This is a genomic window from Hyphomonas sediminis (genome assembly GCF_019679475.1).
Lineage (GTDB): Bacteria > Pseudomonadota > Alphaproteobacteria > Caulobacterales > Hyphomonadaceae > Hyphomonas > Hyphomonas sediminis.
In genome coordinates this window covers 1,553,025-1,571,380 of record NZ_JAIEZP010000001.1, presented here as the reverse complement: position 1 = coordinate 1,571,380, position 18,356 = coordinate 1,553,025, and the positions used below count along the sequence as shown (strand labels likewise).

At 63.5% G+C, this 18,356-nt stretch carries 16 protein-coding genes; 5 read left to right on the top strand and 11 right to left on the bottom strand.

The annotated features are described in order from the left end of the window. Positions 1 to 8: 8 nt before the first annotated feature. Together K1X12_RS07880 and K1X12_RS07875 are read right to left on the bottom strand one after the other, a co-directional pair. Positions 9 to 782 (bottom strand): SDR family NAD(P)-dependent oxidoreductase, encoded by a 774-nt coding sequence (locus K1X12_RS07880; RefSeq protein WP_220987062.1) that lies wholly within the window; start codon positions 780 to 782, stop codon positions 9 to 11. Between the two features lie 78 nt (positions 783 to 860). Further along, positions 861 to 1,286, bottom strand: a complete 426-nt coding sequence (locus K1X12_RS07875) for a hypothetical protein (RefSeq protein WP_220987061.1) — start codon at positions 1,284 to 1,286, stop codon at positions 861 to 863. A 256-nt stretch (positions 1,287 to 1,542) separates the two neighbouring features. On the opposite strand from K1X12_RS07875, the gene rnhB reads away from it, so the two are divergent. Both rnhB and K1X12_RS07865 read left to right on the top strand, forming a co-directional pair. After that, entirely contained in the window at positions 1,543 to 2,166 is a 624-nt protein-coding gene (gene rnhB / locus K1X12_RS07870; RefSeq protein ID WP_220987060.1) for a ribonuclease HII, read from the top strand. A gap of 51 nt (positions 2,167 to 2,217) precedes the next feature. Next, positions 2,218 to 2,682 (top strand): GIY-YIG nuclease family protein, encoded by a 465-nt coding sequence (locus K1X12_RS07865; protein ID WP_220987059.1) that lies wholly within the window; start codon positions 2,218 to 2,220, stop codon positions 2,680 to 2,682. Positions 2,683 to 2,925: 243 nt separating this feature from the next. Here the strand turns inward: K1X12_RS07865 and queA are convergent, their stop codons facing one another. Genes queA through gyrA form a run of 4 tightly spaced genes read right to left on the bottom strand, consistent with a single transcriptional unit; the run spans position 2,926 to position 8,214 of the window. Beyond that, positions 2,926 to 3,981 carry a tRNA preQ1(34) S-adenosylmethionine ribosyltransferase-isomerase QueA gene (queA, locus tag K1X12_RS07860; protein WP_220987058.1) on the bottom strand — a complete coding sequence of 352 codons (1,056 nt, stop codon included), beginning with the start codon at positions 3,979 to 3,981 and terminating at the stop codon, positions 2,926 to 2,928. 21 nt (positions 3,982 to 4,002) lie between these two features. Next, positions 4,003 to 4,884 carry a peptidylprolyl isomerase gene (locus tag K1X12_RS07855; protein WP_220987057.1) on the bottom strand — a complete coding sequence of 294 codons (882 nt, stop codon included), beginning with the start codon at positions 4,882 to 4,884 and terminating at the stop codon, positions 4,003 to 4,005. Beyond that, on the bottom strand, positions 4,881 to 5,378 hold the full coding sequence (gene coaD / locus K1X12_RS07850) for a pantetheine-phosphate adenylyltransferase (RefSeq protein WP_220987056.1): 498 nt from the start codon (positions 5,376 to 5,378) through the stop codon (positions 4,881 to 4,883). The genes K1X12_RS07855 and coaD overlap by 4 nt, the downstream gene beginning before the upstream one ends. Positions 5,379 to 5,433: 55 nt before the next feature. Then, positions 5,434 to 8,214, bottom strand: a complete 2,781-nt coding sequence (gene gyrA / locus K1X12_RS07845; protein ID WP_220987055.1) for a DNA gyrase subunit A — start codon at positions 8,212 to 8,214, stop codon at positions 5,434 to 5,436. Between the two features lie 177 nt (positions 8,215 to 8,391). On the opposite strand from gyrA, the gene K1X12_RS07840 reads away from it, so the two are divergent. Further along, on the top strand, positions 8,392 to 9,447 hold the full coding sequence (locus tag K1X12_RS07840) for a Kelch repeat-containing protein (RefSeq protein WP_220987054.1): 1,056 nt from the start codon (positions 8,392 to 8,394) through the stop codon (positions 9,445 to 9,447). 3 nt (positions 9,448 to 9,450) lie between these two features. Here K1X12_RS07840 and blaOXA read toward each other — a convergent pair whose 3' ends face one another. Together blaOXA and ssb are read right to left on the bottom strand one after the other, a co-directional pair. Beyond that, entirely contained in the window at positions 9,451 to 10,296 is an 846-nt protein-coding gene (blaOXA, locus tag K1X12_RS07835) for an OXA-1090 family carbapenem-hydrolyzing class D beta-lactamase (RefSeq protein ID WP_220987053.1), read from the bottom strand. A gap of 9 nt (positions 10,297 to 10,305) precedes the next feature. Beyond that, positions 10,306 to 10,797: a single-stranded DNA-binding protein gene (gene ssb, locus K1X12_RS07830; protein ID WP_220987052.1), complete on the bottom strand. Its 492-nt coding sequence runs from the start codon at positions 10,795 to 10,797 to the stop codon at positions 10,306 to 10,308. A gap of 230 nt (positions 10,798 to 11,027) precedes the next feature. Here ssb and uvrA point away from each other — a divergent pair, with 230 nt between their 5' ends. Next, positions 11,028 to 14,021 (top strand): excinuclease ABC subunit UvrA, encoded by a 2,994-nt coding sequence (uvrA, locus tag K1X12_RS07825; RefSeq protein ID WP_220987051.1) that lies wholly within the window; start codon positions 11,028 to 11,030, stop codon positions 14,019 to 14,021. Positions 14,022 to 14,027: 6 nt separating this feature from the next. Here uvrA and K1X12_RS07820 read toward each other — a convergent pair whose 3' ends face one another. The 3 genes from K1X12_RS07820 to K1X12_RS07810 are packed head-to-tail and all read right to left on the bottom strand — an operon-like array spanning position 14,028 to position 16,840. Beyond that, complete coding sequence (locus K1X12_RS07820; protein WP_220987050.1) at positions 14,028 to 14,954, bottom strand: hypothetical protein; 927 nt, start codon at positions 14,952 to 14,954, stop codon at positions 14,028 to 14,030. Positions 14,955 to 14,965: 11 nt separating this feature from the next. Next, positions 14,966 to 15,949, bottom strand: coding sequence for a hypothetical protein (locus tag K1X12_RS07815; RefSeq protein ID WP_220987049.1), 984 nt, complete (start codon positions 15,947 to 15,949; stop codon positions 14,966 to 14,968). Between the two features lie 60 nt (positions 15,950 to 16,009). Further along, on the bottom strand, positions 16,010 to 16,840 hold the full coding sequence (locus K1X12_RS07810; RefSeq protein ID WP_220987048.1) for a hypothetical protein: 831 nt from the start codon (positions 16,838 to 16,840) through the stop codon (positions 16,010 to 16,012). Positions 16,841 to 16,938: 98 nt separating this feature from the next. On the opposite strand from K1X12_RS07810, the gene trmFO reads away from it, so the two are divergent. After that, positions 16,939 to 18,342 (top strand): methylenetetrahydrofolate--tRNA-(uracil(54)-C(5))-methyltransferase (FADH(2)-oxidizing) TrmFO, encoded by a 1,404-nt coding sequence (trmFO, locus tag K1X12_RS07805; protein ID WP_220988830.1) that lies wholly within the window; start codon positions 16,939 to 16,941, stop codon positions 18,340 to 18,342. Positions 18,343 to 18,356 lie beyond the last annotated feature (14 nt).

Genomic DNA, 18,356 nt, shown 5'->3' with positions numbered 1-18,356 from the left:
TGGGATTGTCAGCGGGTTTGGCCGCCATCGACGGCGACGACGGCGCCGTTGATGAAGCTCGCCCGGTCCGACAGGAGGAAGGCGGCCGTGTCGCCGATTTCCTGCGGCGTGCCGAAGCGATTGAGCGGCACTTCGCGCTTGATCCATTTGGCCCAGGCCTCGGCGCGCGGACCGGTGGCGTTGCGCTCCCAATCCCCGCCGGGGAAGATGATATTGCCCGGCGCAATCGTGTTTACACGGACATTCGTTTTCCCCGAGAAACGCGCGATGGAGGTGGAGAGATGGTTCACCGCCGCCTTGGTGGCGCCGTAGATCAGCGGCGAGCCGAGCGAGGCGAGGCCCGCGATGGAGGAGATGAACAGGAAACTGCCCCCGCCATTGGCCGAAATACGCGGGATGGCAGCGCGCGCGAGGCGGAAGGCGGAGTTGAGGTTCTGGTCGAGCCCGCCCTGCCATTCCTCATCGCTGACATCGAGCCCCAGCGGCGAGGGCGAGAGGCCGACATTGGCCACTGCGCCGGAGAGCGGGCCAAACTCCTTCTCACACGCCTCGACCGCGCCATTGATGCCGTCGGACTGGGTGAGATCGCCCGCGAAGGACCAGACCTTGCCCGCGCCATAGGTGGCGGCGAACTCCTTGCGGGTGGCGTCCAGCGCCTCGGCGCCGCGCGCGGTAAGGGCGACTTTGGCCCCCTCTTCCAGCAGGCTTTTGGCAATGCCATGGCCGATGCCGCGGCTGGCGCCGGCGATGAAGATGACCTTATCCTTGAGACCGAGATCCATGCATGTTCCTCCACGTTTCCGGTCCATGCTGACCAAGGCCCGTGGAGATGGCCAGCCCTTCCCCGGCGCGAAGCGGCCTCAGGCCGGCAAAGGCTGAAGGTCTGGCGGCACCCAACCGCGCCGGGCCTCTACGGTGAAGAGACGCTCCCTGCTCCAATAGGCCAGTATCCAGCCCGACTGGCCGCAAGGCCCGGCCAGGAGGCCATTGACCTGCGCAAACATCGGCGCGCCGGGATGGGCGCGGATATGCGCCTCCGCCAAAGCGAGGGAGGCGATCGTGATGGTCTCGTGATAGCCCGACGTATCGGTGTTGGGCGTGCCCGTTGCTTCATTATAAGCGAAGATCGCCGCGCGCATTTCTCGCAGCGCCGAGGCGCCATGGCGGGCGATCATCCAGACTGCGGCCGCAAAATGGGCATTATGGGCCCACTCTGCCTTGGGCAGCGTGCGCGCCAGCACCGCCCGGCCGATGGCCTCTATCTCTTCATCCGATGTGTAAGACATGGGCTGCAACTCCTTGTTCCAGAATAGAAAAATCCCGCCTCGGGAAACCGGGCGGGCGCGACGTTCTGCGGGGGATTGGGGGCCTTAGCCGGCCTGACCTTCCTGCATGGGGCCGCGCGCCGCCAGCGATTGCGGGCGGACCTGTTGCAGGTGCAGGGGTTTGGCGCGGCACATGGCAATGGGCGTAGGCCGCCGCCACGCAGGCGTCAACAGCTGCGATCTTGGCAGGGCCCGGCGACTCCTGTTGTGATTGGGAATGAGCATTTCCCCCTTCATCATCGGCGTCGATGAGGCAGGCCGTGGCCCCTGGGCGGGGCCAGTGACGGCAGCGGCGGTGATCCTTGATCCGGCGCGACCGATCGAGGGGCTGACCGATTCCAAGAAACTGTCGGAGAAGAAGCGAGACTTGCTGGCGCCCGTGATCCGCGACCGGGCGCTGGGCTGGTGCGTGGCAGACGCGAGCGTGGAAGAGATCGACCGGCTGAACATCCGCGAGGCGACATTCCTGGCCATGCAGCGCGCCATCGCGGACGTTTGGCGTACGATCCATGTCAAACCGTGTATTTTTGAGGCCGGCGCGTGTCCGCATGCGGCAATCCTGATCGACGGGAATGCCCTGCCGCGCGATTTGCCGGCGCCCGCGCGCGCCATCGTGAAGGGCGACCTGACCGAGCCGGCGATCTCCGCCGCCTCGATCCTCGCCAAGACCCACCGCGACGCGCAGATGGCCTCACTCTGCAATACATACCCAGGCTACGGATTTTCCGGGCATAAGGGATATGGCACCGCCGCCCATGCCGAAGCGCTTTCCCGGCTCGGCCCCTGCCCGGTTCACCGACAGAGCTTTGCCCCTGTGAAGGCCGTTTTAAGACACTGTTAACCGGCACCCATGAGTTTCCCGGCGGGTGGGCACTCATGGGACGCGGAACGCATGTTTCTTCTGAACTGGTTTCTTTTCGGCTGGCACACCTGGTATGGTGAAAGCGGCGAAGCGTATCGTTTCAAGATCACGCTGACGCGCAAGGGCATTCCGGACGGCGGCGGCATCTACATCTTCGTGGTGCGCCGCTTCGCGTTCTTCCTGTTCCCGCTGTATATCGGCAAGGCGACGAACTTTAAGTCGCGCCTCTACGGGCATGAGCGCTGGTGGGAAGCCTGGTGGAAGCGCGGCGCAACCGAGCGGCATGTGCTGGTGGTGCGCACCGGCGGTGACCGTGCACGGATCGAGGAAGACCTGATCCGCCGCTACCAGCCGAAGATGAACGACATTCTGGTGCCGCGCGGCGAAGGCGACGCGCCGCGCAATGCGAAGCTGCGCCGGGCCTGGCGCTGGCGCCGCTGGTGGGGCGAGTTCTTTGCGGGCCTCTTCGGCTTCGGCAAGCGCAAGGCGGGCTGAAGGCCAGCCTTGCGGTTCGCGCTACTTTCCCCGTCTCAGTCCAAGATATCCGCATTGCCGTCATCCCGGTTTCGCCGCAGGCGAAGACCGGGACCCACGTTTTCTATCCTGCGCTGGATCCCGGGCATTTGCAGTCGCAAATCCCGGGATGACGCCCAACGATCTGTGCGAACAAGGATGGTTCAGGAAACGGGCGCTCAGATGGCCTTTGGCCGTCTTGGGTGACGAGAGCGCCGCACAGGCTCAAGGCAGCAGCAGGCAGGCGTCGCCGTAGGAATAGAAGCGGTATTTTTCAGCGATCGCGTGGGCATAAGCTGCGCGCATGATGTCCGTTCCCATCAGGGCACAGACAAGCATGAACAAGCTGGAGCCCGGCAAGTGGAAGTTCGTCATCAGAGCATCGGTTGCACGAACGGGATCGCCGGGTTTCAGGAATATGTCCGTTGCCCCTGAGGCGGCGTGGAGCAGGCCATCTTCCCCGGCGCAGCTTTCCAGCGTGCGCATCGCGGTGGTGCCCACCGGCACGAGGCGCGCCCCAGCAGCGCGCGCCGCATTGAGACGGGCGGCAACTTCCGGCGTAACCCGGCGCCATTCCTCATGCAGACGATTTTCCGCGAGGTGTTTTTCTTCCAGCGGCTTGAACGTGCCGAGGCCGACATGCAGGCGCACGGTTTCACGCTTGAGCCCGGCGGCATCGACCTCCGCCAGCAGGCGCGGGGTGAAGTGCAGGCCGGCAGTGGGCGCGGCGACACTGGCGGCTTCCTCCCCGGCAAAGCGGGTCTGGTAGGTTTCCCGGTCTTTCGCGTCCGCCGGGCGGCGGCGCGCGATATAGGGCGGCAACGGCATGGCGCCGTGCGCATCCAGCGCGGCAATCATCGCATCGCCCTGGCAATTGAACTTCAGCAGGATTTCCCCGCCCTCAAGCCGCGCGCCGATGGTGGCGGAGAAGCCTTCGGCAAAGTGGATCTCGTCGCCTTCCTTCAGCCGCCTGCCCGGCCGCGCGAGCGCCAGCCAGACGCAATCATCCTGCCGCTCGACAAGGTTTACATCCACATCGACATCGCGGCTGGCCCCATCACGCGCTGGGCGAACACCCTTGAGCGCGGCGGGCAGCACCCGCGTGTCATTGAAGACGAGCACATCGCCCGCGGCGAGATAGGCCGGCAGATCACGGACGGTCGCATCCACCAGCCGGCCATCGCCATGCACCACAAGAAGGCGCGCAGCATCCTGCGGCTCCGCCGGCCTGAGTGCAATCAGGTCCTCCGGCAGGTCGAACTGGTAAGGCGAAAGATCCATGAGCCTGGCAGGCGCCGATGCTTACTCGACGATGATCGCCGGCACTGGCGGAAGATCGCAGATATTGGGCTCGCCGCGCGCCTCGACCGCTGCGCGGAACGCATCGGTATCTGTGCGCAGCACATAGGCCTTTGGACGCTCCGCTTCGGGAAGATCGGCAGCGATCTTGGCGGAAGTGAGAATGTCCGGATCGCTGACCGATCCATTGTCCGATTCCGAACCATGCTTCAGCGCCATGACGACATCCTGCCCGGAGAGAACCCGGCCCCAGGAGGTGTATTTGCGATCAAGATGGGGCGAATACCCGCGCATCAGGAAGAACTGGCCATTGGCGGAATTCGGATCATCCGTGCGCGCCGTCGAGACGACGCCCTTGCAGTGCGGAATGGAGCTTTCGACCATTCCGTCCACCGACATTTCCGAGAAGAAGGAAGGCTGTGTCTGGACCGGCACGCCATGATAGTAACCGTGCTTGGCGCTGTCTTCCGGGCCGATGGCCGCCTCAAGCGGCATCTTGGTGACATCGCGACGGAAAGTGAACTCGCCCTTCACATTCGGCTGGCCCGACTCCCGCCCCTTCAGGGCATAAATATCACCGCCCTGCGCCATGAACGTGTCGATAACACGGTGGAAGCTCGTGCCATCATAATCGCCCGAACGGACGATGGCCGCAAAGTGCGCGTAGTGATTGGGCGCAACTTCCGGCACAGCCTCAATCAGGATACGGCCTTTGGTCGTGTCGAAAATGAACAGGCGCTCTGGATCGACGGGACGCCAGTCAGCCGTGTCTGCGGCGGGGTCTGCCGGAGCCTCGAATGGCCAGGGACCATCGACCGCCTCAGCGCAGGCCGGCAGGATCAGACTCGTCAGAGCAATCGCCGCCGCAAAGCCACGTATCTTCATTTTGCGTATTTCTCCAACAATGCCGTTTTAACTGCCGGCGTAACGAACGGCGTGATGTCGCCGCCGAGGCTCGCAATCTCTTTCACGAGCCGCGAGGCCACCGCCTGATGGCGAACATCGGCCATCAGGAAGACAGTTTCAATGTTGGGATTCAGTTGCTCGTTCATCGCCGTCATCTGGAACTCGTATTCGAAGTCCTGAACGGCACGCAGGCCGCGCACGATGATGTTGGCGTTACACTTTTCGGCAAAATGCATCAGCAGGCCGTGCATGGGCATGACCTTGATCTCTGCCAGGCCGGGGCCTTTGAGCTTCTCGCACTCGGATTCGACCATCGCTACACGCTCTTCCAGCGTGAAAAGCGGCTTCTTGGCCTCGTTGATGGCCACGCCGATAACCAGCGTATCAACGAGCTTCATCGCGCGGGCGAAAATGTCGATATGGCCGGCGGTCGGCGGATCGAAAGTGCCGGGATAAAGACCAATACGATGCACGGGGCGCCTCCTCTTTTATATATCAGGTGAGGCCACCCCCGCTGCAGCGCGACAATCAGCCCTCCGGCTTATCCATAGCGCCTTCACCGTCATCGACAAGCCGCGCCGCAGAGACAACCCGCTCACCATCGCCGGTGCGCAGCACCCAGACGCCGCCTGTGGAGCGGCCCGCAATGCGGATCTGGTCGACCGGCGTGCGGATCAGCTGGCCGCCATCGGTAACCAGCATGACCTCATCGCCATCGCCCACGGGGAAGGATTGGGCGACCTTCTTGACCGGCCCGCCCTTCTTGTCGCGGCCCCAGATATTCTGGGCGACAAGGCCTTTGCCGCCCCGGCCCGTGACGCGGTAATCATAAGCCGAAGACCGCTTGCCCATACCATCGTCGGCGACGGTGAAGATGAACTCTTCAGCCGCGCCCAGCTCGGCAATCCGTTCGGCCGAGAGCGCGGCCTCAGCGACGGCTTCGTCCTCATCCTCGGAGATTTCTTCTTCTTCGCCCGTGGCCGCCCGGCGCATGGCCGCGGCATGTTTCAGATAGGCGCGCGCCTCTTCGGACGTGACATCCATATGGCGCAGGATGCCCATGGAGATGACCTCATCCCCCTCGCCCAGACGAATGCCGCGCACACCGGTGGAATCGCGGCCCGCGAAGACGCGGACATCGGTGACCGGGAAGCGGATGGCCTGGCCGAGCGCCGTGGTGAGGAGGACATCGTCCTTCTCCGAACAAAGCTGGACCGAGACGATGCCATCGCCTTCATCCGGCTTCATGGCGATCTTGCCGGCGCGGTTGACGCGCGTGAAGTCCGCCAGGCGGTTGCGCCGGACATTGCCCGAGCGCGTGGCGAACATGATATCGAGATGCGCGGCAGCCTCTTCACTGTCAGGCAGCGGCATGACGCTTTCGATACGCTCGTCGGCGGCCAGCGGGAAGATGTTGACCAACGCCTTGCCGCGCGAATTTGGCCCGCCCACCGGCAGGCGCCACACCTTCTCCTTGTAGACCATGCCGGCCGAGGAGAAGAACAGGATCTCCGTATGCGTCGTTGCCGAGAAGACGCGGACGACAAAATCCTCATCCTTCATCGACATGCCGGAGCGGCCCTTGCCGCCCCTGTTCTGTGTACGGTAGGTCGATAGCGGCGTGCGCTTCACATAGCCGCCATGGGTGACCGTGACGACCATGTCTTCGACCTCGATGAGGTCTTCATCGTCCATGTCGACACCGCCTTCGACGAATTGCGAGCGGCGCGGAACGGCGAACTTCTCTTTGATATGGCCCAGCTCATCCTTGATGATGCCGAGGATGCGCGTGCGCGAGCGGAGAATATCGAGATAATCCGCAATCTTCTCGGCCAAGCCCTTAGCTTCATTGCCGATTTCGTCGCGGCCGAGGCCGGTGAGACGATGCAGCGGCAGGTTCAGGATGGCGCGGGCCTGCTCGTCGGAGAGGTAGATCGTGCCGTCTTCCGTGCCGCGGCGCGTACGCCGGTCGGCGATCAGGTCGATCAGCGGGCCCATGTCCTGCTGCGGCCAGGCCTTGTCGAGCAGGCGCTCACGCGCCGTGTTCGGATCGGGCGATGTGCGGATGATGCGAATGACTTCATCGATGTTGGCAACGGCCAGCGCGAGACCGACGAGGACGTGAGCGCGGTCGCGCGCCTTGCCAAGGTCGTGCTTGGTGCGGCGGATGATGACTTCTTCGCGGAAGGTGACGAAGCAATCGAGCACCTTGCGCAGGTTCATCAGCTCCGGACGGCCACCGTTCAGCGCCAGCATGTTGACCGCGAACGAGCTTTGCAGCTGGCTGAAGCGGTAAAGCTGGTTCAGGACGACATCTGCGGAGACATCCTTCTTCAGCTCGACCACGACGCGGATGCCGTTCCGGTCGGACTCGTCGCGCAGATCGGAGATGCCTTCGATCTTCTTTTCACGGACGAGTTCGGCAATCTTGGTGATCATCGCCGCCTTGTTCACCTGATAGGGAATCTCGGTGACGATGATGGCCTCGCGGCCTGTCTTGGTGCGCTCGATGTCCGTCTTGGAGCGGATGATAACGCTGCCCCGCCCAGTCATCAGCGCCTTGCGGCTGCCCGACATGCCCATGATGAGCGCGCCCGTGGGGAAGTCCGGCCCCGGAACGATGTCGCACAGGGCTTCGTCAGTGATCGTCGGATCGTTAATGACGGCCAGCGTTGCGTCGATCACCTCGCCGAGATTGTGCGGCGGGATGTTGGTGGCCATGCCGACCGCGATGCCGCCGCCGCCATTGACCAGCAGGTTCGGGAACTGCGCCGGCAGGACGACGGGCTCTTTTTCCTTGCCGTCATAGTTGTCCTGGAAGTCGACCGTGTCCTTCTCGATGTCATCGAGCAGGTAGGTCGCCTCCTTGGTCATGCGGCTTTCGGTGTAACGCATGGCGGCCGGGGGATCGTTGTCGATCGAGCCGAAGTTACCCTGGCCATCGACCAGGCGCACGCCCATCGAGAAAGGCTGCGCCATGCGCACGAGGGCGTCATAGACGGCCTGGTCGCCGTGGGGGTGGTACTTGCCGATCACGTCGCCGACGATACGGGCGGATTTCGAATAGGGCTTGTCCGGCGTGTTGCCGCCCTCATTCATCGCGAACAGGATACGGCGGTGCACAGGCTTCAGGCCATCGCGCACATCCGGAAGGGCGCGGCTGACGATGACGCTCATCGCATAGTCGAGATAGGCCGATTTCAGCTCGGTCTCGATGGAGATCGGCTCGATGCCATCCTGCGGCGGGGGGGCGCCGGCGCCATTTTCCGGGGTTTCCGGCTCGTCCGGAGGGGTTGTCGGATCGCTCATGGAGGGGCCTTTTGAACTAGGGCGGCGAAGGGCCGGGACAGGGGTGTCCGAATCGCCAAATCTGCTGGTTTTGAGACTAGCAGCGCGGCCCGCCCGCGGCTACCGTCCAGATGCCTTTATTTACAGTGATTTCCGGGCATTCCGGTCTTTTTCACAGCCCCACACAGGGAGCCTAACATGCCAAAATCATTGAAGTTTCGCCTCTCGCGGAGGCAGGCCTGCCTCGGCCTTGGCGCAATGCTGGCAACCGCAGCCTGCGCCCGGCCTGAAGGTGCCGCCGGGAAAGGCAACAACGCCCTGCGCGCGAGCTGGTCAGAGGGCGATGAATTGCCCTTCCCGGTGCAGGAAATTTATCCCTGCCTGCATGATGGCGCGATCCATCTGGCAGGCGGATTTATTGCCGAGGATGGCCGCATTACGGGCCCAACGGCGGCGCACCATGTCTGGCGCCCGGATAGGCCGGACTGGCAGGCGGCAACGCCCCTGCCCGTGGCACGCCACCATCCGCAGCTGGTGAGCTTTGGCGGGAAACTGGGCGCCTTTGGCGGATACCAGTCTTCCGCGCCGGAGCGGATCTGGGAAAGCCAGGGCACCGGCTGGTGGCTGGACGCGGCGGGCGAGCGTTGGGTGACAGCGCCCGCCCTGCCCAAACCCTGCGCCGAGGCGGTGATGCTGACAGGCGGCACCGGCCTGCTGCATCTGGCGGGCGGACGCTCCCCCGCCGGAGAGGCCAATGCCGCCTGGGCCGACCAGACTGACCAGACCCATCATTTCGTGCTGGATGGCCCCCGCGGGCGCTGGCAGAGCGCGGCGCCCTGCCCCACGGCCCGCAACAGCGCGGCGGGCGCAGAGATCGGCGGCAATCTGCATGTCGTGGGCGGACGCAGCGTGGCGGGCGGCAATACCGCCGCGCACGAGGTCTATGATCCGCGCGAGGACCGCTGGCGCAATGCCGCCCCCATGCCGCAGGCGCAGGGCGGGCTTGCCGCCGCAGCAGCCGGCGGCAAGCTCTACGCCTTTGGCGGCGAGTTTTTCGACAATGGCGGCGGGGTCTATGCGGAGGCCTGGGTGTATGATCCGGCGCGTGACAACTGGGCCGCTATCGAGCCGATGCCCCATCCGCGCCATGGCCTGGGCGCGGTCACGCTGGACGGAGCCATCTACGTTATCGGCGGGGCGCGGAAAGCGAGCGGCAATGACACCAGCGCGCTGGTGGAGATTTACCGTCCCTGAGCCCTATTCGGCAGGGAGAGCGCCGATGCTGCGCAACGCCCGCTCCACCGCGGCGCGGCGGCGAGGCGCCTCTTCCATACCGCCGGGCATGTCCATGTTGAGGGCGAAGGCATAGGTGCCGGGCACCTCGCCCGAGGACTGTTCCAGCCAGCCGACGAACCAGCCGATATCGGTTTGCCCTTCGACGCTTTTCCAGCCGGTCTTGCCATAGAGCGTCCAGCCGTCGCCCTCGGCGACGACCATGATGGGCACGGCAAGCTCGTAGGTGCGCGCTGACAGCGGCAGCGTGCGACGGGCAAGACGGGAGAGAAACTCCACCTGCTCCGTCGCTGAGATCGCCAGCGGGCCTTCGAGCCAGTAGCGGGTGATCTGGTCCGGCACGCCGATATCGGCGTTGCCATAGCCGAAGGCAGCGAAGCCTTCCTTCAGGCGCTCAGCCCCGATGCGTGGCACGACGATCTGGTAGATCCAGACGGTCGATCGGCGGAAGGCGGCGGCGAAATCCTGGTCTTCATTCCACCCCTCCACAAACCGCTTCTGGCCATCCCACGCGAACGCTTCTTCCGGGCCGGAGACGGCGCCGGTTTCAAAGGCAAGCAGGGTGTGCGGGATTTTCGAGGTGGAAGCAGGCGTGAAGCGCTCGCGAATGCGGGCGCCACCACTGGCCCACACCTTTTCATCCTCCAGCCGGTAGATGACGAGCGCGGACCGGGCCGGGCTGACACCTTCGGCTTCCAGGGCGGCCTCCATGAGGCGCGGGGAGGCCTCCGCCGCAGGCGCCGGGCCATTCGCGCAAGCCGACAGCCAGAATGTGGCCAACAGCAGCGGAAGAACCCAGAGCGCACGCATGGCCTTTGCCTAAAATGGGATCTCGTCGTCGAGGTCCTGGCTGAAGCTTTCCTTCGGGCCGCTCATTTGCTGGCGCCCGCCACCGCCGGAATAGCTCATGTCGCGATCACGGCCACCGCCGCCACCACCGCCCATGCCGCCACCTTCACCGCGGCCATCGAGCATCACGAGCGTCGCATCGAAGCCCTGCAGCACGATCTCGGTCGTGTAACGGTCGTTGCCATCCTTGTCCTGCCATTTGCGGGTCTGGAGCTTGCCCTCAAGATAAACCTTGGAGCCCTTCTTCAGATAGCTCTGCGCGACCTTGATGAGGCCTTCGGAGAAGATGGCGACCGTGTGCCATTCCGTCTTTTCCTTGCGCTCGCCGGAAGCCTTGTCCCGCCAGGTTTCAGAGGTCGCAATGCGCAGGTTGCAGACCTGGCCGCCATTCTGGAACTGACGCACTTCCGGGTCTGCCCCAAGATTGCCGACCAGGATCACTTTGTTGACTGAACCCGCCATATTGGGGCCTCCGCGCTGAAATTCTGTTTCGAGTCCGATTCGAGTTGTTCTACTCTGCCACACGCGCTGTGTCGCCTGACAGGTGCGAAATTCCACTGCCCCTCGCCTGCCTAAAAGCAGCCGGGACATGAAGTTCACATTTTGTTCTTGTCGTCAAGCCGGACTCACGCCACACATAAGAACACAATCATTCTCCCTTCCTTCCAGACCTGTTGAGCGACCCTCCTCCCATGGCCGAATCTGCCTTCATCCGCGTGCGCGGCGCCAAGGAACACAATCTCAAGAACGTCGATGTCGACATCCCGCGCGGCGAACTCGTCGTGATGACGGGCCTGTCGGGCTCGGGCAAATCCTCGCTCGCCTTCGATACGATCTATGCCGAGGGCCAGCGCCGCTATGTGGAATCGCTGTCTGCCTATGCGCGCCAGTTCCTCGAACTGATGCAGAAGCCGGACGTAGAGAGCATCGAGGGCCTCTCGCCTGCGATCTCCATCGAGCAGAAGACGACAAGCCGGAACCCGCGCTCCACGGTCGGCACGGTGACCGAAATCTATGACTATATGCGCCTCCTGTGGGCGCGCGCGGGCGTGCCTTATTCGCCGGCCACCGGCCTGCCAATCGAGAGCCAGACGGTCAGCCAGATGGTCGACCGGACGATGGAGCTGGAAGACGGCACGCGGCTCTACCTGCTGGCGCCGATTGTGCGTGGACGGAAGGGCGAGTTCCGCAAGGAGTTCGCCGAGCTGCTGAAGAACGGCTATCAGCGCGTGAAGGTGAATGGCGAATTCCATGAACTGGAAGACCCGCCGAAGCTCGACAAGAAGTTCAAGCACGACATTGATGTGGTGGTTGACCGGGTGGTCGTGCGCGCCGGCATGGAGCAGCGTCTTGCCGAGAGCTTCGAGACCGCGCTCGGCCTGGCGCAGGGCATTGCTGTGGCGGAGTATGCCGATATTGCGCCGGGCGAAACCGAGCCGAAACGGATTACATATTCCGCCAATTTCGCCTGCCCGGTTTCAGGCTTTTCCATTCCGGAGATCGAGCCCCGGCTGTTTTCCTTCAACAACCCGTTTGGCGCCTGCCCGTCCTGCGACGGCCTTGGCGAGCAGCTGAAGATCGACCCGGCACTGGTTGTTCCGGACAAGGATCTTGACCTGCTGAACGGCGCAATTGCGCCCTGGGCGAAATCGGCCTCCCCCTACCAGACACAGACGCTTCAGGCGCTATCGACGCATTACCGGTTCGACCTTAGCAAGCCCTGGAACAAGCTGCCGGAGAAGGTGCAGGACATCATCCTGCACGGCACCGGGGATGAAGAAGTGCAGTTCATCTATGATGACGGGATGCGCAGCTACAAGGTGAAGAAGACCTTCGAGGGCGTGATCCCCAATCTCGACCGGCGCTATCGCGAGACGGATTCGGCCTGGGTGCGCGAGGAGATCGCGAAGTTCCAGTCGGCCGCGCCCTGCCCCGCCTGCGGCGGCAAAAGGCTGAAACCGCAGGCACTTGCGGTGAAGATTGCCGGGCTCGATATTTCCGAGGCCGGAGAATTCTCGATCCGCAAGGCGGGCGAATGGTTTGGCGGCGTGCACAAGACGCTGACCAAGCAGCAGAACGAAATCGCCAGCCGCATCCTGAAAGAGATCAACGACCGGCTGATCTTCCTCAATGATGTGGGGCTTGATTACCTGACGCTGGGGCGCGGATCGGGCACGCTGTCGGGCGGCGAGAGCCAGCGCATTCGTCTGGCGAGCCAGATCGGCTCGGGCCTGACAGGCGTGCTCTACGTGCTCGACGAACCCTCCATCGGCCTGCACCAGCGGGACAATGAGCGGCTGCTCGAAACGCTGAAACGCCTGCGTGACCTCGGCAACTCCGTGATCGTTGTGGAGCATGATGAGGACGCGATCCTGCTGGCCGACCATGTGATCGATATGGGGCCGGCCGCGGGCGTGCATGGCGGCGAGATCATCGCTTCGGGCACGCCTGAAGAAGTGATGAGCAATCCGAAAAGTCTGACGGCGGATTATCTCAACGGCACGCGCGAGATTGCTATTCCCAAGCGCCGGCCGGTGGTGAAGGGCTCACGCCGGGTGACGCTGAAAGGCGCAAGCGGCAACAATCTGAAGGATGTGACGGCGTCTATTCCGCTGGGCACGTTCACGGCCATCACTGGCGTTTCGGGCGGGGGCAAGTCCACGCTCATCATCGAGACGCTCTACAAGGCGCTGGCCCGCAAGCTGAACGGGGCGTCGGCGCCCCCCTCGCCCTATGAAAGCATTGAGGGGCTGCAGCATCTCGACAAGGTGATCGACATCGACCAGTCGCCCATCGGGCGCACGCCGCGGTCAAACCCGGCCACCTATACCGGCGCCTTCGGGCCGATCCGCGACTGGTATGCCGGCCTGCCGGAAGCCAAGGCACGCGGCTATGCCGCCGGGCGCTTCAGCTTCAACGTCAAGGGCGGGCGCTGCGAGGCGTGCCAGGGCGACGGCGTCATCAAGATCGAAATGCACTTCCTTCCCGATGTCTACGTCACCTGCGAGACCTGCAAAGGCAAGCGCTACAATCGCGAGACGCTGGAAGTTCTGTTCAAGGGCAAGTCGATTGCCGACGTGCTGGACATGACGGTGGAGGACGCGGCGAAGTTCTTCTCGGCGGTGCCGGCGATTGCCTCAAAGCTCGACACGCTGAACCAGGTGGGCCTTGGCTATATCAAGGTGGGCCAGCAGGCGACCACGCTATCCGGCGGCGAGGCCCAGCGGGTGAAGCTGGCCAAGGAACTCTCCAAGCGGGCAACGGGCCGTACACTGTATATCCTCGACGAGCCGACGACCGGCCTTCACTTCGAGGATGTGCGCAAGCTGCTCGAAGTGCTGCATGAGCTGGTCGATGCCGGCAATACGGTGGTGGTGATCGAGCATAACCTCGATGTGGTGAAGACCGCTGACTGGGTGCTCGACCTTGGCCCCGAAGGCGGCGATGGCGGCGGGCGGCTGGTGGCCGAAGGCACGCCGGAAGACATCATCGCTGTCGAGGAAAGCTGGACCGGCAAGTTCCTGGCCGAGACTTTCCGACGTCAGGACGAGCGGCGCGCCGCCCGCAACAAGCGGGAAAAGGCTGCCGCGAAACCCAAGGCAGAAGCCAAGCCTAAGGCAGACGCCAAAGACGACAAGGCGAAGAAGCCAGCCCGGAAAGCCAAAGCAGGCACCAGCGCGAAATAGGCGGGCTCAAGAGAAGGCGTCGACGACGCCGCCGCCTTCTCCCGCCCAGGCCGGGTCTCTCTTGGCAGCGAGCGCTGCAGGACCACCGAAAATATGCATCAGGGCAGCCTGAAAGCAGATGGCAACGAAGCCGGCGAGCGCTGCCGGTACGATGATTTGCGGGGTTACCAGAGCACGCGTCATCTCTTCGGGCGCCGTGCCATCGAGCTGGCCCAGAACAGCAATCCCTGCAGCAAATAGGACGCCATAGAAAATCAACACCGACACCAGCGAGATAACGATCATCAGGAGGTAGCAACCAAAGAGCGTCCAGCCTTTTCCACGCGTCACGTTCCAGGCTTCAAAGAAGCGGATGTGCCGGTCGCGGACCGTTAGCGCCGCAGCGGGCGAAAATCGCGCGACCAGCCAAAGGAGCGTCCCGAGCGCGGCAATGGCCGCAACGATGCCGAAGATCACCGCGCCGGCGGCCCCGAACACCACCCCGCCAATAACGGCAGGGATCAACACACCAATTGCAAACGCAAAGTATGCGGCAATTACAAAAGCAACCCAGATCAGGGCGACGACCAACAGGCGTCCCTCATCGGCGCCCACGGTGAGGCGAAACCGAGCGCTGCGCATATAGCGCCGTTGGCTGGCTGCTTCGAACATTGCCCATACCAACGCGCTGACAGGCAGCATCAGTATGCCCATCAGATTTGATCGCATAGAAACAGCGGCCAACTCGTCCATATAAAGGCTGATATCTCCCTCCCCCTCCGTGAAGGCGCGGATATAGATCTCATACACCGGCCATTGCAGCCAAAGCGCGAGCGCCTGCGTCGCCACGCCAATAACGGCGTAGACGAGGGCAAATTTCAGCAGGAAGCCCTTCGGCCCGCCCGTATTCTGGAAGTGGGACATCGCCCCACCGAAGGTGAATTCAGGGCGCATTAAGGGCTCCGTCAGCTGAAGATATCGACACGCTCAACGTCGTCCAGATCGTTGCGCGGATCGTGGCGCGCAGCGAGCGCGGCCGGGGCGCCGACAACATGCTGCATGAGGCCCTGAACCATAAACATCAGGAAATAGAGCAATCCCATCGGCACCAGAAATCCCGGCGACGTGAAGAAGGCCGTCACTTCCGCGCCCGATACCGCATCGCCCGTTGGCATCGACAGCAATGCCGGCATCATCACTGCCTGAACGATGCCCATCACCACCTGGGAAATCACCCAGCCACCAATCGAGAGGATGACGAAAGCACCGAGGATCGGCCAGAATCGGCCTCGCGACACATTCCAGGCATCGAAGAAACGGACACGCTTTTCCTTCACCGTGAGCCCAAAGCAGGGCGACAGACGTGTCGCCATGAAAACGTAGACCGGAAAGCAGAGCAACATCAGAAGCGGCGCCAACATGGCCGGCCCCATCAAGCGGGCAGAGACCTCATCTTCACTTAGCTCCGTAAAGCTGCCGTCGAGAAACACACTGAACATGCTGAGCATGGCGAGTATCGGCAACGCAAAGATCACCGCACTCATCAGCCACCAGAGGAAGCCAACCCCCATCAGGCGCAGCTCATCGCCGCCGAAGCCAAGGGAAAAACCCTTGCCCCAGATATACCGGCGCTGGGAGGCGGCTTCGAACATCGCCCAGAGAACCCAGCCCGCAAGCCCGCCAACAACACCCCAAAGGAATAACGGCCCCATAGCCCCGAGTATCATGCTGAACGCTTCTTCCGGGCTCGGCTCCGAGGCCTGGCCGGACACTGTTTCCATCATGGCGATCCAGCCGGCGAAGTCGCGCCAGCCGAGCAGGCCGATGACAGCAAACAGCGCAAGGAATGCCAGCGCATAACTGAGCGCAAACATCCACGGGAAGCTGCCCAAGTGTGGCGCGCTGAACGGATAGGAAAGCGCCCGTTCGAAAGTGAAGCCTTGTTTCATCCGATACTGCCCCCTTCGGAATGACTCGAGGAGGACAGTAACCGCGAATTGCAACAGCTATCAATCGCCCGGAACGGGGGGTGTCTCGGCGGCTTGCACAGGCGCAACTTCCTGCGGTTTCAGCGCGGCCCAGGCGGCGGCGGCCATGCCGTGGCCCGCCAGCAGGAAGGGCGCAAAGCACAGGATGCCGATGGCACCGCCAGCAAAATGCGCCCCTGCCGTATCCGGCAGAGCGTTGTTCAGCGCGAGATTGAGGCCAACACCAGCGGCAAAAGGCAGGATATGCGTGACAAGCGCCGCGGGCGCGAGCGTTTTGAGGCGCGCCTTGGTGAGCCCCCATGTGCGGAAGACATGCGCCTCGCCTGTAGCCACCGTGGCCGCGCCATAAAGCGTGAGGCGCAGCGCGATCCAGCCGAGGACGCCTGCCCCGGCAAAGCAGCACAGCATGAACGCCGCGCCATAGGGCGTGCCCAGCATGGCCATGAACGCTTCTCGCACGAGGGCCGGATCAGACTCGTCGCTGAGCTGGTATTGACCCGCTTCCTCAATCAGGATGCCCGGCAGCATCAGCAGGAAGAAGCCGATAAAGAAGCCGATGAACAGGAAGGCCAGATAGATGGCCAGATTAGCATGGGCGAGCGGCAGGAATTTCGCCGGGGCGCCGGGGATCAGCGCCGCATAGGTGCGCCGGGAAAGTTCATTGCCCGCCAGGAAGGCCAGAATGGCAGCGCCCAGCGGCAACCAGAAGCCAGTTTCCGAACGCAGGCTGAAGCTGTAAAGCCCGGCCGCCAGTGCGAACAGCGCCAGCCAGGGCGCGGCCGGTTTCAAAGCGCGGCCAGCGCCCGCCCAGGCAGCGGAAATCAGGGGGATAACGGCAAGGCGCCTTGTCATGTCGTCTCGTCTCATCTTCCGCGCACACCTAATGCCTGCGCCTCTGCCCGGCAAACGCTATCTTGACGCGCCGGGGCAGCGGGCTCATGTCCCCGTCCATGACCCTGAAACCCATCCACGTTATCGGCGGCGGCATGGCCGGCTCCGAAGCCACCTGGCAGATCGCCTCTGCCGGCGTGCCCGTCATCCTGCATGAAATGCGTGGGACACGCGGCACTGACGCCCACCAGACGGACAAGCTGGCTGAGCTCGTCTGCTCCAACTCCTTCCGCTCGGACGACCACACGACGAACGCCGTCGGGGTGATCCATGAGGAAATGCGCCGGGCGGGCGGCATCATCATCAACACCGCAAAGGACCATCAGGTGCCCGCCGGCAGCGCGCTGGCGGTGGACCGGGAAGGCTTCTCCGAGGCCGTAACTGCGAAGCTGGAGGCCCACCCCCTCGTGACGATCCAGCGCGAGGAGATCGCGGGGCTTCCGCCTGAAGATTGGGACAGCGTGATCGTGGCCACTGGCCCGCTCACCTCGCTGGCGCTGGCAGACGCCATCCGCGCCCATACCGGCGAGACCGACCTTGCCTTCTTCGACGCCATTGCGCCAATCGTCTATTTTGACTCCATCGACATGGACAAGGCCTGGCGCCAGAGCCGCTATGACAAGGCCGGCCCGGCAGGCGATACGGCAGCCTATATCAACTGTCCGATGACGGAAGAGCAGTATAACGCTTTCCTGGATGCCTTGCTGGCCGCGCCGAAAACCGAGTTCCGCGAGTGGGAAAAGAACACGCCGTATTTTGAAGGCTGCCTGCCCATCGAAGTGATGGCCGAGCGCGGGCGCGAGACGCTGCGCTTCGGGCCCATGAAGCCGGTCGGCCTCACCAATCCGCATAACCCCACCGTCAAGGCGCACGCCATCGTGCAGCTGCGCCAGGACAATGCGCTGGGCACGCTGTGGAATATGGTCGGCTTCCAGACGAAGCTGAAATATGCAGCGCAGACGGACATTTTCCGAATGATCCCCGGCCTTGAGAAAGCCGAGTTTGCACGCCTTGGCGGCATTCACCGCAACACCTTCCTCAACTCGCCCAAACTGCTCGACAATCAGCTGCGCATGAAATCCATGCCGCGCCTGCGCTTTGCCGGCCAGGTGACGGGAGTTGAAGGCTATGTGGAGAGCGCCGCGATGGGCCTGCTGGCCGGGCGCCTTGCCGCCGCCGAACGGCTGGGCAAGCGCCTTGAGCCGCCGCCACCGACCACGGCCATCGGCGCGCTGGTCAACCACATCACCGGTGGGCATCTTGCCGAAGGGCAGACCTTCCAGCCGATGAACGTAAACTTCGGTCTTTTCCCCGATATCAGCGATTATTCGAAGACGGACGAAAATGGAAAACGCCTGCGCGGCAAGGACAAGGGCCGCGCCAAGAAGATGGCGCAGGCCATCCGCGCGCTGGACGACTTCAATGGCTGGCTCGCCGCGCAGGAAACCGTGGCCGCAGAATAAATGCGGGCCACCCC